This is a genomic window from Pseudomonas sp. NIBRBAC000502773, from assembly GCF_006517195.1.
GTDB lineage: Bacteria > Pseudomonadota > Gammaproteobacteria > Pseudomonadales > Pseudomonadaceae > Aquipseudomonas > Aquipseudomonas marginalis.
This window is the reverse complement of the sequence record NZ_CP041189.1, coordinates 2,809,577-2,824,450: the sequence shown is the minus strand read 5'-3', so window position 1 is coordinate 2,824,450 and position 14,874 is coordinate 2,809,577. Positions and strand designations below refer to the sequence as shown.

General features: G+C 63.0%; 12 protein-coding genes. 3 read left to right on the top strand and 9 right to left on the bottom strand.

Annotated elements, in window-relative coordinates; all coding sequences use genetic code 11:
- Positions 1–14 precede the first annotated feature (14 nt).
- The gene (locus tag NIBR502773_RS13110; protein WP_027606033.1) at positions 15–515 is read left to right on the top strand and encodes a M48 family metallopeptidase; all 501 of its coding nucleotides are present in this window, start codon (positions 15–17) and stop codon (positions 513–515) included.
- A gap of 19 nt (positions 516–534) precedes the next feature.
- A complete protein-coding gene (locus NIBR502773_RS13105; RefSeq protein ID WP_053128093.1) occupies positions 535–831 on the top strand; it encodes a helix-turn-helix domain-containing protein in 297 nt (98 codons plus the stop codon).
- A gap of 106 nt (positions 832–937) precedes the next feature.
- Here the strand turns inward: NIBR502773_RS13105 and NIBR502773_RS13100 are convergent, their stop codons facing one another.
- Entirely contained in the window at positions 938–1,390 is a 453-nt protein-coding gene (locus NIBR502773_RS13100; protein ID WP_115485612.1) for a GNAT family N-acetyltransferase, read from the bottom strand.
- A gap of 200 nt (positions 1,391–1,590) precedes the next feature.
- Here NIBR502773_RS13100 and NIBR502773_RS13095 point away from each other — a divergent pair, with 200 nt between their 5' ends.
- On the top strand, positions 1,591–2,328 hold the full coding sequence (locus NIBR502773_RS13095; RefSeq protein ID WP_141156200.1) for an ABC transporter substrate-binding protein: 738 nt from the start codon (positions 1,591–1,593) through the stop codon (positions 2,326–2,328).
- Positions 2,329–2,424: 96 nt separating this feature from the next.
- Here NIBR502773_RS13095 and yccS read toward each other — a convergent pair whose 3' ends face one another.
- From yccS to betA, 8 genes are all read right to left on the bottom strand, one after another.
- Positions 2,425–4,608, bottom strand: coding sequence for a YccS family putative transporter (yccS, locus tag NIBR502773_RS13090; protein ID WP_092489475.1), 2,184 nt, complete (start codon positions 4,606–4,608; stop codon positions 2,425–2,427).
- A gap of 145 nt (positions 4,609–4,753) precedes the next feature.
- Entirely contained in the window at positions 4,754–5,932 is a 1,179-nt protein-coding gene (locus tag NIBR502773_RS13085) for an NAD(P)/FAD-dependent oxidoreductase (RefSeq protein WP_141156199.1), read from the bottom strand.
- Positions 5,933–6,148: 216 nt separating this feature from the next.
- Positions 6,149–7,486, bottom strand: a complete 1,338-nt coding sequence (gene dbpA, locus NIBR502773_RS13080; RefSeq protein WP_235865629.1) for an ATP-dependent RNA helicase DbpA — start codon at positions 7,484–7,486, stop codon at positions 6,149–6,151.
- A gap of 130 nt (positions 7,487–7,616) precedes the next feature.
- The gene (mdtD, locus tag NIBR502773_RS13075) at positions 7,617–9,044 is read right to left on the bottom strand and encodes a multidrug transporter subunit MdtD (protein WP_141156198.1); all 1,428 of its coding nucleotides are present in this window, start codon (positions 9,042–9,044) and stop codon (positions 7,617–7,619) included.
- A gap of 36 nt (positions 9,045–9,080) precedes the next feature.
- Positions 9,081–9,971: an alpha/beta fold hydrolase gene (locus tag NIBR502773_RS13070; RefSeq protein ID WP_141156197.1), complete on the bottom strand. Its 891-nt coding sequence runs from the start codon at positions 9,969–9,971 to the stop codon at positions 9,081–9,083.
- A gap of 221 nt (positions 9,972–10,192) precedes the next feature.
- A complete protein-coding gene (locus NIBR502773_RS13065; RefSeq protein WP_141156196.1) occupies positions 10,193–11,509 on the bottom strand; it encodes a TldD/PmbA family protein in 1,317 nt (438 codons plus the stop codon).
- On the bottom strand, positions 11,509–12,951 hold the full coding sequence (locus tag NIBR502773_RS13060; RefSeq protein ID WP_141156195.1) for a TldD/PmbA family protein: 1,443 nt from the start codon (positions 12,949–12,951) through the stop codon (positions 11,509–11,511). Before NIBR502773_RS13060 ends, NIBR502773_RS13065 begins: the two co-directional genes overlap by 1 nt.
- A gap of 205 nt (positions 12,952–13,156) precedes the next feature.
- Positions 13,157–14,860: a choline dehydrogenase gene (gene betA, locus NIBR502773_RS13055; protein WP_027606022.1), complete on the bottom strand. Its 1,704-nt coding sequence runs from the start codon at positions 14,858–14,860 to the stop codon at positions 13,157–13,159.
- Positions 14,861–14,874: the final 14 nt, after the last annotated feature.

The window sequence follows — 14,874 nt, the reverse complement described above, 5'->3', positions numbered from 1 at the left end:
TGTTGCAGACCCCAATGACCGCGCTGAAATACCTCCAGGCCTACCCCGCTGCCCTCCAGGAGCAAGTGCGCCAACTGATCGCCAAGGACCAGTTGGGCGCCTACCTGGAGCAGCGTTACCCCGATCGCCATGGGGTGCAGAGCGACAAAGCCCTGTACGCCTATGCCCAGGCCTTGAAGCAGGAACACCTGCGCAACGCGCCGGCCATCGACAAAGTGCTGTTCGATAACCGCCTGGACCTGACCCACCGCGCCCTGGGCCTGCACACCACGATTTCACGGGTGCAGGGCGGCAACCTCAAATCCAAGAAAGAGATCCGCATTGCCTCGCTGTTCAAAGAGGCCGCGCCGCAATTCCTGCGCATGATCGTGGTTCACGAGCTGGCGCACTTCAAGGAATCGGACCACAACAAAGCGTTCTACAAACTCTGCGACTACATGATGCCCGGCTACCACCAGGTGGAGTTCGACCTGCGGGTGTACCTCACGTATCGCGACCTGCAGGGCAAGCCCTGAGCGCACAAGGCGACCAACCATGGATGTGAGCAAGACCAAAAGCAGCTTCTACCGCCGGCTGTACGTGGCGTACCTGATCGACAGTGGGCTGGCCAGCAGCGTCCCGGCGCTGACCGACGTCACCGGCATGCCCCGGCGCACCGCGCAGGACACGATTGCGGCGCTGGCGGACCTGGACATTGTGTGTGAGTTCGAGCAGGAGGATGGGGCCCGCAACCATGCCGGGCATTATCGGATTCGCGATTGGGGCGCGATTGATCGGGGGTGGATCGAGGTGAATCTCAGCCAGATCAAGCGGGTTCTGGATTATCCCTGAGTTCAGCGGTGGCTGGGCCGGCGCTATCGGGAGCAAGCCCCCTCACACAGTTTTGATTTGTGAACACAGTCAACATGTGGGAGGGGGCTTGCTCCCGATAGCGTCCTCAAGCGCGCCGCATCCCGATATGTGGAATGTCATCCTCCAGGTATTCCTCACCCGCCACCACAAACCCATATCGCCCGTAATACCCCTGCAGATGGGCCTGGGCTGACAGGAAGATCGGCGTCTCAGGCCAGATCTCGTCAATCTGCCTGAGGGTTTCTTCCATCATCTGGTGCCCCAGCCCGGTGCCCCGTGCAACCGGCGCCACGATCACGCGGCCGATCACCACGTCGCCGCCCTGGGACTCCGGGTCCAGCAGGCGCAGGTAGGCCACCAGCTCGTCGTCTTTCCACGCCATCAGGTGATGGGTATCGCCCGCCAGGTCTTGCCCGTCGATATCCTGGTAGACGCACTTCTGCTCGACAACGAAGACCTCGCCGCGCAAACGCAAAATGGCGTAGAGCTGCTCCTTGCCCAGGTCGGTGTGATGTTTGCAGACCCAATCGACTGTCATGGTGTGTTCTCACTTGAATGTCTGTTCTGGATAGTAAGCGCGGCGGACGACTCTGTCTAAATCGACTATTTTTGTGAGTGAAATCAATTTGCCATTATTGAGTGCTCTCGACGTCCGTTTCTTTGTGTAATCTGAGCTAATGTTAGAACCTCAGGCCCTGCCTGAGCCAAGGCCACCGCCTGCCGCCAAGGATTTTGAGCATGCCGCGATTGTCTCGTGCCGTTGCTTTGATTGGAGTGTTGTTGCTGGCGACACCTGTGTTCGCACAGCGTCTGCGCCTGGTCGCGGATACCTGGCCACCGTTTACCGATGCCACCTTGATCAACGGTGGCCTGGCCACCGATATAGTCACCACGGCCCTGGCCCGTGCGGGCTATGCCAGTGACTTCGAACAAGTGCCCTGGGCGCGGGCGCTGATGGGGGTGGGTGACGGGCGCTATGACGTGCTGGTCAACGCCTGGTACGACGAGGCCCGTACACAATTGGGGCAGTTTTCCGGCAAATACCTGCTCAATCGCGTACGTTTCATCAAGCGCCGTGACGATCCCATCGAGTTCCAGAACCTGGAGCAGTTGCACGACTATCCCATTGCCGTGGTGCGCGGTTATGCCTACTCGGCGGCGTTCGATGGGGATGGGCAGTTGCAGAAAGTGCCGGTGCATAACTTCGCCATGGCGGTGCGCATGCTGGCGGCGCAGCGGGTGCGGTTGACCGTGGAGGATGAGTATGTGGCGCGCTATTACCTGTCGCGCGAGTCGGTGCGGGTGCGCAATGCGGTGGAGTTTCTGCCCACGCCGCTGAGCGAAAACAGCCTGCATATCCTGGTCAGCCTGAAGAACCCTGAGCATGCGCAGATCGTTGCCGGTTTTGACCGCGAGATTGCCAGGATGAAGGCGGATGGCAGTTATGAGCGGCTGATGAAGGCCCATGGCATGTAGGGCCTGTGCGGGCCTCATCGGGGGCAAGCCCCCTCCCACAGTTTTGATTTGTGAACACAGTCAACATGTGGGAGGGGGCTTGCCCCCGATAGCGACCTAAGCCGCGCTGGTATCTTTGATCAAATGCGCCGCCAAGGTGCGCAACGGCCCCAATTGCCGGCATATCAACGCCAACTGCGTCTGCACCAACCGCTGCCCTTCATCAATCTCATCCGGCATCTGCTCCAGGTCCGCCGCCAGGGCCTCCTCGGCATCGCTCTGAATCGCAATCGGCTGCTTGTTCGCCAGCCCGGTGGCGATTTCGTCAATGCTCGCCGCCAGGCTATTGCCGGCGCCATCGATCAAGTGCGCGCGCACCTCGGCCGGCAGTTGGGTTTCGCGGTGTGCCCCGAGCCCCGACAGGTAGCTGAGCAAGGTGTGCGACAGCACCAGGAAGCGGAAGCCCACGTCCGCTTCCTTACGGAAATGCCCCGGCTCCATCAGCATATTGGCCAAGGTGGTGGACAGCGCCGCATCGGCGTTGTGGGCATTGCGCCGGGCCAGGCGGTAGGCCAGGTCGTCGCTCTTGCCAGCGGCGTATTGCTGCATGATCTGGCGCAGGTAGATGCTGTTGCAGGTCAGGGTGTTGGCCAGCACTTTGTTCAGGCGCCGGCCTTGCCAGTCCGGGAGGAACAGGAACACCGCCAGGCCCGCGATCAGGCTGCCGAGCAGGGTATCGAACAGGCGTGGCAGGAACAGTCCGTAGCCATCGCCCACCTGGTTGAAGCAGAACAGCACCATCAGGGTGATCGCCGCCGTGGCCAGGGTGTAGCGGGTGGTGCGGTTGATAAAGAACACCAGGCCGGCGGCGATGGCGAACATCGATTGCACCAGCGGGCTTGGGAACAGGTCGAACAGCGCCCACGCCACGGTGAGGCCGATGGCGGTGCCGATGATCCGCTGGCCAAGCTTACGTCGCGTGGCACCGTAGTTCGGTTGGCAAACGAACAGCGTGGTGAGGATGATCCAGTAGCCCTGGGAGGCGTGGATCGCATGCAGCATGCCGTAGCCGACGGTCAGCGCCAGGGACAGGCGCAGTGCATGGCGGAACAGCAGCGATGTCGGCGTGAGCTGGGTACGCAGGCGCGTCCACATTTCCTTCAGGTTGCGTGGGGCGCGGTCCAGCAGGTTGCTGTCGGTGGCGTCTGCCAGAGCGTCGGGGTTGCTGGCGTCGCCGAGCAGGCGGTCGAGGGTGGACAGGTTGGCCGCCAGGGCGCGCAAGGAGCGCAGCAGGCCGCGCCAGGCCGGGTTGCTCTGGATGCGCAGGTGTTCCAGGGAGGCGTTCAGGTCGCTGAGGGCTTCGGCGAAGCTGTCGTCATAGATGAACGGCTGACGCAACTGGATCGACTCGGCCAGGGCCTGGCAGGCCTTGCCTTGCTGGCGCAACAGGCGTTGGCAGCGGAACAGCACATCGCTGTGGAAAAACGCATCGGCCAGGGCGTTGTAAGGATAGTGAGAGGAGCTGGCGCGTTCGTGGATGTCCTGGGCCAGAAAGTACAGCTTGAGGTAACGACTGACCTTCGAGCCGGGTCGGCCATTGCCGACGCGGTGCAGGATGATTTCCTTCGCCGCATTCAGCGCCGCCACCACCCGGCCGTTTTGCTGGGCCAGTTCCAGCCGGCGGGCTTCCACGTCCAGTTGGCGAATCGGTTCGAACAACGATGATTTGAGCTTGAGGTAGCGCCCCAATTCGCGGAACAACCGCGCCAGGCTCTGCTGCACCGGCTGGTTGGAGAACAGCGCCTGCCACAGCACCGATAACGCGCCGTACCAGGCGGCGCCGGCCACCAGCAGCAACGGCTCATGCCAGAAATCACTGACGGCGCCGCCGCGCTGGTCCACACCGATCATGGTGTAGACCGACAGGATCAAAGTGGCCGAAGCAATCGCACCATAGCGTTCGCCCAAGGCGCCGAGCATGGTCAGGCAGAACGTGGCCAGGGCCAGGGAGATGGCGAAAATCCAGGGGTAGGGGAACAGCAGCTCCACCGACAGCGCGGCAATGCTGAAACACACCAGCGTCACCGCCAGGGCGTTGAGGCGGCCTTGCCAACTGTCGTCGGTCTCGGCCAGGGCGCTGGCGATAATCCCCAGGAACAGCGGGATCAGCAGGGTCATTTCATCCTGATACCAGCACAGCGCCATGCTGCCGGTGAGGGCGATAAACACCCGGATGCTGTAGCTGAATTTATCCAGCGCCCACAGGCGCCGCATGGACTGCTTGAACGAGGTCGATGACATGAAGTCTGGAGTCTTCCGGGACGATGCCGCTAAATTGAGCCATCAGTGACGCCACGGCAAGGGTGGTGATCACATCTGGCAGCAAATTATTCCCAGGCATACCGCAAATCAAATGTGGGAGGGAGCCAGCCCCCTCCCACATTCATCAGGCGTACTGCGCTGCGGCGTAACCCGAGGCCCAGGCCCACTGGAAGTTAAACCCGCCCAGATGCCCGGTCACATCCAGCACTTCCCCAATAAAGTACAAGCCCGGGCTTTTCAGCGATTCCATGGTCTTGGACGAGACTTCCCGCGTATCCACCCCGCCCAGGGTCACTTCGGCGGTGCGGTAGCCCTCGGTGCCCGCCGGCACCAGTTGCCAGCTCGAGAGTTTTTGCGCGATGTCTGCCACTTCAGCGTGGGTGTACTGCTTCATCGGCTTGGACGCGAACCAGGTTTCCGCCAGCAGATTGGCCATCTTCTTGGTGAAGATTTCACCCAGCAGGGTTTTCAGCTCGCTGTTGGGGCGCTCGACCTGCTGCTGTTGCAGCCAGGTGTGGGCGTCGTGGTCGGGCAGCAGGTTGATCTCCAGCGTGTCACCGGACTCCCAGTAGGAGGAAATCTGCAGAATCGCCGGGCCGCTGAGGCCGCGATGGGTAAACAGGAGGTTCTCGCGAAAGCTCTGGCCGTTGCAGCTGACCAGGCAATCCACCGAGGTCCCGGACAGCTCGCCGCACAAGTCCTTGAGCTGGTCGGTGATGGTGAACGGCACTAGCCCGGCGCGGGTCGGTAACAGTTCGTGGCCGAACTGCCTGGCGACTTGATAGCCAAAGCCGCTGGCGCCCAGGGTCGGGATCGACAGGCCGCCGGTGGCGATCACCAGGGATTCGCAGCGCAGTTCACCCAGGGTGGTCTGCAACTGGTAGCCGCTGTCGACCTTGGCGATTTCTTCAATCGAGGTGTCCAGGTGCAGGCTCACGCCGGTCTGGATGCATTCGTCCAACAGCATGCCGAGGATGTCGCTGGATTTGTTATCGCAGAACAGCTGGCCGAGTTTCTTCTCGTGGTACGGCACGCCGTGCTTGGCCACCAGGTCGATGAAATCCCACTGGGTGTAACGGGCCAGGGCCGACTTGCAGAAGTGTGCGTTGTGCGAGAGGAAGTTGGCCGGCTCGGTGTACATATTGGTGAAATTGCAGCGGCCACCGCCGGACATCAAGATCTTCTTGCCGGCCTTGTTCGCATGGTCGAGCAGCATCACCTTGCGCCCACGCCCGGCGGCGGTCAGTGCGCACATCAAGCCTGCGGCGCCGGCGCCAATGATCACAACTTCGGTCGAGCGCACAGCAATGTCCTCATAAAAATACGGGTCTGAAATGCAATCAAAATTGTGGGAGGGGGGCTTGCTGTGGTGAGGGGGCTTGCTCCCCGACGAGATCACCACCGATTCAATGGGGCTGCTTCGCAGCCCAGCGCGGGGCAAGCCCGCTCACCACAACAAGCCCGTTCACCACAGCAAGCCCGCTCCCACATTGGATCTCCATATAGGTCGGAGATCGTGTTACAGGATCCGCACACGCAACGAACGGCCTTTGATCTTGCCGTCGTTCAAGCGCTGCAACGCCTGCTTGGCGATGCCGCGTTCCACGGCCACGAAGGCCTGGAAGTCGAAGATCGCGATCTTGCCGACCTGGGCACCGGGGATGCCGGCTTCACCGGTCAATGCGCCGAGGATGTCGCCCGGGCGCACCTTGTCTTTGCGCCCGGCGGCGATGCATAGGGTGCTCATCACCGGCAGCAGCGGACCACCGCTTTGCGGCTTGAGGTTGTCCAGTTGGTCCCAGTTCAGCGGCGACTTCTGCAGTTGCTCGATGGCCTGGGCGCGGTGCGCTTCGGACGGCGCCACCAGGCTGATGGCGATACCGGTCTCACCGGCACGACCGGTACGGCCCACGCGGTGGATGTGGATTTCCGAGTCGCGGGCCAGTTCGACGTTGATCACCATGTCCAGCGCGTCGATGTCCAGGCCGCGGGCGGCGACATCGGTGGCCACCAGCACCGAGGTACTGCGGTTGGCGAACATCGCCAATACCTGGTCACGGTCGCGCTGTTCCAGGTCGCCATGCAGGCCGACGGCGGAAATGCCCTTGGCCGTCAGGTGGTCGACGGTTTCCTGCACTTGCTGCTTGGTGAAGCAGAACGCCACGCAGGAGGCCGGGCGGAAATGCGCCAGTACCTTGGTCACGGCGTCCATGCGTTCTTCCGGGGAGATCTCGTAGAAACGCTGCTCGATCTGGTCGTCGGAGTGGAACGCTTCGGCTTTCACTTGCTGCGGCGCGCGCATGAACTTCGAGGCCAGCTGCTTGATGCTCACCGGGTAGGTGGCCGAGAACAGCAGGGTCTGGCGGCGCGGCGGGGTCTTGCTGATGATGTCTTCGATGGCGTCGTAGAAGCCCATGTCGAGCATGCGGTCGGCTTCGTCGAGGATCAGGGTGTTCAAACCGTCCAGCACCAGCGAACCCTTGCGCAGGTGTTGCTGGATACGGCCTGGGGTGCCGACGATCACGTGGGCGCCGTGCTCCAGGGAGGCGATCTGCGGGCCGAGGGACACGCCGCCGCACAGGGTCAGGACCTTGATGTTGTCTTCGGCGCGGGCCAGGCGGCGGATTTCCTTGGCGACCTGGTCGGCCAGCTCACGGGTCGGGCACATCACCAGGGCCTGGCAGCCGAAGTAGCGCGGGTTTATCGGGTTCAGCAGGCCGATGCCGAACGCAGCGGTCTTGCCGCTGCCGGTCTTGGCCTGGGCAATCAGGTCCAGCCCCTTGAGGATCACCGGCAAGCTTTGCGCCTGGATCTGCGTCATCTCGACATAACCCAGCGAGTCGAGGTTAGCCAGCATGGCGGCGGACAGGGGCAAAGTATTAAAAGCGGTGGCGATGGTAGTCACGGGACTGGCTCTGCAAAACAAAATGTCGCGCAGTGTACCAGCCCTGTAGGAATTTCCCCGCAAGTTCTAGACGAGACGCCGGTTAATGCTCGATATGCTGTTCCGGGCTGGCCGCCCGTTTGCCGTCTTGGGGCGACAGTTGCAGGAAGATCGCCGCCGCCAGCATCGCCATGATGCCCACGGTGAGGAAGGTCAGCTGGAACGCGCCGAGCACCGTGCTCACGCCGTCGTTGCCCGATTCGGCGGTAAACCCGCCGAGCAATGCACCGGCACAGGCCACCCCCAGGCTCAGGGACAGTTGCGCCACCACCGACAGCAGACTGTTGCCGCTGCTGGCCTGGGCGTCGTCAAGGTCGATGAGGGTGACGGTGTTCATCGCGGTAAATTGCAGCGAGTTGATCGCCCCCAGCACCGCCAGCATGGCCAGCAGCAGCGGGTAGGGCGTCTGCTCGCTGACCAGGCCCATGCTCGCCAGCATGATGCCCAGGGCCAGGGTGTTGCCGGTCAGCACCACGCGATAACCCAGACGTTCGATCAACGGGCGCGCCACGGACTTGGCGAACATCGCCGCCGCCGCCAGGGGCAGCATGCTCATGCCGGCCTGGGACGGCGAGTACCCCAGGGCCACTTGCAGCAGCAACGGCACCAGGAACGGCAAGGCACCGCTGCCCAGGCGCGCGAACAGGTTGCCGAGGATGCCCACCGCAAACGTGCGGGTCTTGAACAGCGCCGGTGAAAACAGCGGGTTATCGATATGCCCGGCGCGCAGCCAGTATGCCGCCAGGCACGCCAACCCGCCGAACAGCAGCAGCATCACCCGCAGGTGCGGCAGGTGCAGCTCGCCCAGGCCTTCCATGGCAATGGTGATCAGCACCATCGCCGCGCCGAACAGCAGGAAACCGATGCCATCGAAGCGTGTGCGCTCGCTGCCGCGCAGGTCGGGGATGAATTTCCATACGGCGTAGCAACCGATCATGCCCACCGGCAGGTTGATCAGGAAGATCCAGTGCCAGGTCAGGTATTGCACCATCCAGCCGCCCATGGTCGGGCCGAGCAAGGGCCCGAGCAGACCGGGGATGGTGATGAAGCCCATGATCCGCACCAGTTCGGAGCGGGGGTAGGCACGTAGCACCACGAGCCGCCCGACCGGCAGCATCAGCGCACCGCCGAGGCCCTGGATGACCCGCGCGCCCACCAGCATGGTCAGGCTGCTGGACAGGGCGCACAGCAAGGAGCCGATGCTGAACAGCATGATCGCGCCAAAGAAGATTTTTTTGGTACCGAAGCGGTCGGCGATCCAGCCCGAGGCCGGGATCAGCAAGGCGACGGTGAGCATGTAGGCGATCACCACCCCTTGCATGCGCAGCGGGTTTTCTGCCAGGTCCCGGGCCATGGCCGGCAGTGCCGTGTTGAGAATCGTCCCATCCAGCGATTGCATGAAGAAGGCAATCGCGACCACCCAGGGGAGCCAGCGGGCGGTCTTGGCGTCGAGAGGGGCACGATCTGGCATGGGGTACCTGTTTGTTAGCCGGCTATGTGTCGGCGATTATGCGCCATTCGTCGCTCCTTTTCCCACTGGCGGTTCGTCTAAGTCCGACAAGTTCGCGTGCTCTCCCACCAGGAAATCCAACAACGCGCGGTGCACCGCCAAAGCCGCCTCGCGGGACTCCAGGTCCAGTAAATGCCCGGTGTGTTCGGCCACGGCAAAGCTGCTGCGGCCGACGTAGTGCTTGAACAGTTGGGCATCAGCGGCGGGGGTGTATTCGTCCAGCGTGCCGTTGAGAAAGTGCACCGGGGTTTCGATCTGGCGCAGTGCCGGCAAGTAGTTGCCATCACCCAGGGCCAGCACCTGGTGGATATGAAAGCGCGCCTGGCGGTACTCGGTGGTGGCCATGTTCGACAGGTGCCGATGGTTGTTGCGCTTGAGGCGCGGCGACAGGTATTTGCCGACGGTCTCGTTCAGCAGGTGGCCGACGGCGGATTTGTCATCGGCCTCGATCAGCACCCGCACGCGCTCCACATAGTCGAGCATGGCCTGGTTGAGGTTGGGCGCCAGGGCCATCACCACCGAGCTTTCGATCGACGGCGGGTTGTGCGCCAGGGTCAGCAGCGTGGAAATACCGCCCCAGGAGGCCGAGACCAGGTGGTTGACCTGGAAGCGCTCGACCAGGGCGCGCAGGATTTGCACCTCGTCATCCTTGGTCACCAGGTCCAGGTCGGTGTTGTGTTCGCGGGAATAGCCCGAGAAGGGCAGGTCGAACAACAACACATTGAAATGCTCGGCCAGGCATTTGCTGGTACGGGCGAATGAGCGTGTGGTGGACAGTGCGCCATTGACCATCAGGATGGTCTTCTTTTCCGAATCGTTTCCCAACTGCTCAACATGAACGTTGTAGTGCTTGAACAGGTTTTCTATGACAAAACTTCCATGGTTCATGTCAACGCTCCAGCTTGCCCTTCCCGGGCAAGGTCGTGCTCTCGTGGGTGAGGTGGCGGGGTGCCACTAACCGTTATAACGAGGTTTTTCGCAGGCGACAACAGGCTACCCGTGCAGACTGGGAGGAAGAGAATTTACGGTAGGAATGGCTGAAACCGGGATGTCTGAAATCAGCACAGGACAAGGTGGGAGAGGGCAAGCCCGCTCCCACAGGGGGGTATCTACAGGGTCAGGGTCAGGCGTTTAACCAAGGCACCCGGTAACAGGTTGGACGCGGTATTGCGCTGGCCGTAGGTGCTGGCCGACAGCAGCAGTTCCCGCTCGGCGGTCAGCGCTTCCAGTTGCGAACCGAGCAACTGGTAGACACTGTCATCAAAACGCATGGTGCTGACCGGCGCCTTGATCTCGCCGTCTTCCACCCAGAACGTGGCGAAGCGCGTCATGCCGGTCAGGCGTGCGGCGGGCAGGTCGGAGTAGTTCAGGTACCACAGGTTGCTGATGTAGAGCCCGGTGCCCAGTTGCTTGAGGATATCGGCCTGGGCCAGGGTGCCCGCCGCAATCTGCAAGGCGCTCGGTGACTCATCGCCGCTGGCGCCGTTGGCGCTGAGGCCATATTCGGCGGCGCTGCGCGAGTTCACCAGTTGGCCTTCGGCCTGGCCGGCGTTGATCAGCGTGACATCACTGCGCGGGTAGCCCTCGCTGGAGAACGCCTGGCTCAGGGAGTCGGTGATGTGTTCTTTCACCGTCACCAACGGGCTCAAGGACTGCTCGCCGGCATACAGCCGTTGCAACGAGCTGCCTTTGCTGGCGATGGCCTGGGCGGAAAAACCACCCCAGGTGATGATGCTGATGATTTCTTCCAGCGCCGCCGGCGCGAGGTAGGCGCGGTATTGTCCGGGCGCCAACGGGTGCAGCGGGCGGCCAAGGAATTCCAGCTGTTCACGCGCCAGCTGGAAGCGCCGGGCGAACTCGGCGCTGTCCCAAGCGTCGCCGGCGTAGCTGGCTTTTACCGCCTCGCCATTGGCGTGGAACAGGCTGAAATCGAAGTTGAAGCTATTGGCCTGATGCCAGCCAAACGCGCCGTCCGAACTCGCGAAGCCCCGACTGATCGGGCCGGCGGCATAGAAGCCGACCAGGTCGACGCCATCGGCGGCCTGGCTGATTTCTTCCAGCACCTGGGCCAGGTCGGGCACGGGGCGGGCCTGTTCGTTGTGGCTTTGCCAGGCGTTGTGGTTGAGCAGCAGGTACGGGTCATGGGGCAGCAGCGGCAGGGTTTCGCGCAATTGCTGCAGGCCGTCGGCGAGGCGCTGGCGATCCAGCTCGGGCTCGCCGGCCAGGGTGATGCCGAGGTCGGCATGGCGGCCATCGCTGATCAGCTTGAGGTTGAGGCTGGCCTGCTGCACGTGCCCGGCCTGACGCACCTTGGCGTGGTTGAGGCGCACGAACTCGGACGATTCTGCCGCATAGCCCAGGTGGAATTGTTCCTTGTCGGTGATGGCCTGCTTGAGCCACTGCACCAATGCCTTGAAGGTGTTCATCAGGCATCTCCCCCAAATACGTCAACGTTGCTGAACACACAGGCCGGCGACGCATGGCCGACGCGGATCACCTGGTTGGGCTCGCCCTTGCCGCAGTTCGGCGTGCCCAGCACCTTGAAGGTGCTGGCGTCGCCCACGGCGCTGAGGTTGCGCCAGAACTGCGCGGAAATCGCCCGGTAGTTGGGGTTTTTCACTACGCCCTTGAGCTCGCCGTTTTCAATCAACTGGCCCCACTCGCAGCCGAACTGGAACTTGTTGCGCGCATCGTCGATGGACCACGAACGGTTGGTCGACATCAGGATGCCGCTTTCGATGCCGCCAATCAGTTGCGCCAGGCTCTTATCGCCGGCTTCGATATTCAGGTTGGCCATGCGGTCGATCGGCGCGCGGTTCCAGCTGCTGGCGCGGCTGTTGGCCACGCCGCCCATGCCGGCGCGGAACTGCGACAACGCCCCACCCAGGGGCCTGAGCAGCAGCCCTTCGCGGATCAGGAATTGCTTGCTGGCGGCGGTGCCGTCGTCGTCATGGCTGTAGCTGGCCAGTTGCTCGGGAATGTCCGGGTCGAACGTCACGTTCAACAGCTTGGAACCGTATTGCAGCTGGCCGAAGTCACTGGCCTTCACAAAACTGGTGCCGGCGTAATTGCGCTCGTCGCCGAGGATACGGTCGAGTTCCAGCGGGTGGCCGATGGACTCGTGGATCTGCAGGATCATTTGGTCGGGCATCAGCAGCAGGTCGCGCGGGCCCTGGGGCGTGTTTGGCGCCAGCAGCAGTTGCAGGGCTTCGTCGGCAATGCGCGGCGCGGCGCCCACCAGGCCGAAGCGACTGATCACGTCAAACCCGCCTTGCTGGCCGAAGTTACTGCCGCCGAGGATGCGCGATTGGCTGTCGTTGCCGTCGTAGGCGGTGACGTTGACGCCGGGGAACACAAACCGCTGGGCCTGGCGCAGTTCGGCGCCGGCATTGTTGAGGTAGATCTGCTCGACGTGGGTCAGGCCGAGGCTGACTTCCCAGTTCACCAGGCGCTCGTCCTGGGGCACTGCAGAGGACTCATCGCCGAGCAGTTGGTAGCAGTCGCTCAAGGACGGGAAGGCGTGCTCGAGGTGCGGCGACAGGTAGTCGGCGACGTCGCTGGACACCGGTTGGTCGCGCAGGTCGAGCAGGGCGTGCGGTTTTATCAGGCGGGCTTGCTGTTCGGCGCGCTCGAGGGCGGCTTGCAGGCCAGGCAGGGAAATATCGTGGGTCGCGGCGTAGGTTTCCACACCGTTCAAACGCACGGTGAGCATGGCGCCTTCGTCGTGGCTCAGGTGCGGCGGTTCGGCGACGTTCTTGCGCACCGACAGGTACTGGCCGGACTCGCGCACGTAACGCAGGGAGAAAAATTCGGCGGTGGTGCGCAGGGCACTGAAGTGCTGCTTGAGTGTGGCGTGGTGGTCGAACATGGGGCCTTCCTTGTGGGCGGCTCAGCGCGGGCAGGCACACAGAGTAGGCCTGGGCTGGGGAGCGATCAAGGAGAGGTGATTCTTTGTAGCGAGTGCCCCTGTGGCGAGCGGGCTTGCCCGCGTTGGGCTGCGCAGCGGCCCCCAAAATCTTGGGAGCGCTGCGCACTCCAGCGCGGGGCAAGCCCGCTCACCACAGTGTTTGGCGTTATTGCGCCAATGGCCCCACTTCACGCAACGGCTTGCCACGCACCGGCGCGTCGCCGGCCACGTAGTAGTCGGCAGTGCTGCGCGGCAGCGGCTGGCGGCCACGGATCTTGTCGGCGATTTTCTCGGCGATCATGATCGTCGGCGCGTTCAGGTTGCCGGTGGTGATGATCGGCATGATCGACGCATCGACTACGCGCAGGCCCTGCATGCCATGCACGCGGCCTTCGCCATCGACCACGGCCATCTCGTCGTCGCCCATCTTGCACGAACAGGACGGGTGGAACGCGGTCTCGGCGTGCTCGCGGATGAACTTGTCCAACTGCTCATCGGTTTGCACCTCGATGCCCGGGCTGATTTCGCGGCCACGGTACGGGTCCAGTGCCGGCTGCTGCATGATTTCACGGGTCAGGCGGATGCCGTCGCGGAATTCCTGCCAGTCCTGCTCGGTGGCCATGTAGTTGAAGAGGATGCTCGGGTAGTCCCGTGGGTTCTTCGACTTCAGTTGCACGCGGCCACGGCTCGGCGAGCGCATGGAGCCCATGTGCGCCTGGAAGCCGTGCTCTTTGACACCGTTGCTGCCGTTGTAGTTAATCGCGACCGGCAGGAAGTGGTACTGGATGTTCGGCCATTCGAATTCTTCACGGGTACGGATAAAACCGCCCGCTTCGAACTGGTTGCTGGCGCCGATGCCGGTGCCGTTGAACAGCCACTCGGCACCGATGGCCGGCTGGTTGTACCAGAGCAGCGACGGGTACAGCGACACCGGCTGGGTGCACGCATATTGCAGGTACAACTCAAGGTGGTCCTGCAGGTTTTCGCCGACGCCGGGCAGATCGTGGACCACCGGGATGTCGAGGCTTTCCAGCAGCTTGGCCGGGCCCACGCCGGAGCGTTGCAGCAGCTGCGGCGAAGCGATTGCACCGCTGCACACCAGCACTTCTTTACGCGCACGGGCTTCCACGCGCTCTTCGGCGGCACCGATCAGGTAACGCACACCCACGGCACGCTTGCCTTCGAACAATACCTTGTCGGTGAGGGCGTGGGTGACGATGGTCAGTGTGGAGCGCTTCTTGGCTATGTCCAGGTAACCGCGTGCGGTGCTGGCGCGACGGCCGTTAGGCGTGACCGTGCGGTCCATCGGGCCGAAGCCTTCCTGCTGGTAGCCGTTCAAGTCTTCGGTGCGCGGGTAACCGGCCTGCACGCCCGCTTCAACCATGGCGTGGAACAGCGGGTTGTTGCCGGCTTTAGGCGTGGTCACGCTGACCGGGCCATCGCCGCCGTGCCAGTCGTTCGGGCCGATGTCGCGGGTTTCGGCCTTGCGGAAATACGGCAGGCAGTCGAGGTAGCTCCAGTCTTCCAGGCCTGGCAGCTTCGACCAGTTGTCGTAGTCCATGGCGTTGCCACGGATGTAGCACATGCCGTTGATCAGCGAAGAGCCACCCAGGCCCTTGCCGCGACCGCATTCCATCCGGCGGCCGTCCATGTGCGGCTCCGGATCGGTCTCGTACGCCCAGTTGTAGCGCCGGCCTTGCAGTGGGAAGGCCAGGGCGGCGGGCATCTGGGTACGGAAGTCGAGGCGGTAGTCGGGGCCGCCGGCTTCCAGCAGCAGGACGGTGACGCCTTCGTCTTCGGTCAGACGGGTCGCCAGGGTGTTACCGGCGGAGCCGGCACCCACAATGATGTAGTCGTATTCTTGGGACATAAATGCACCCTCTT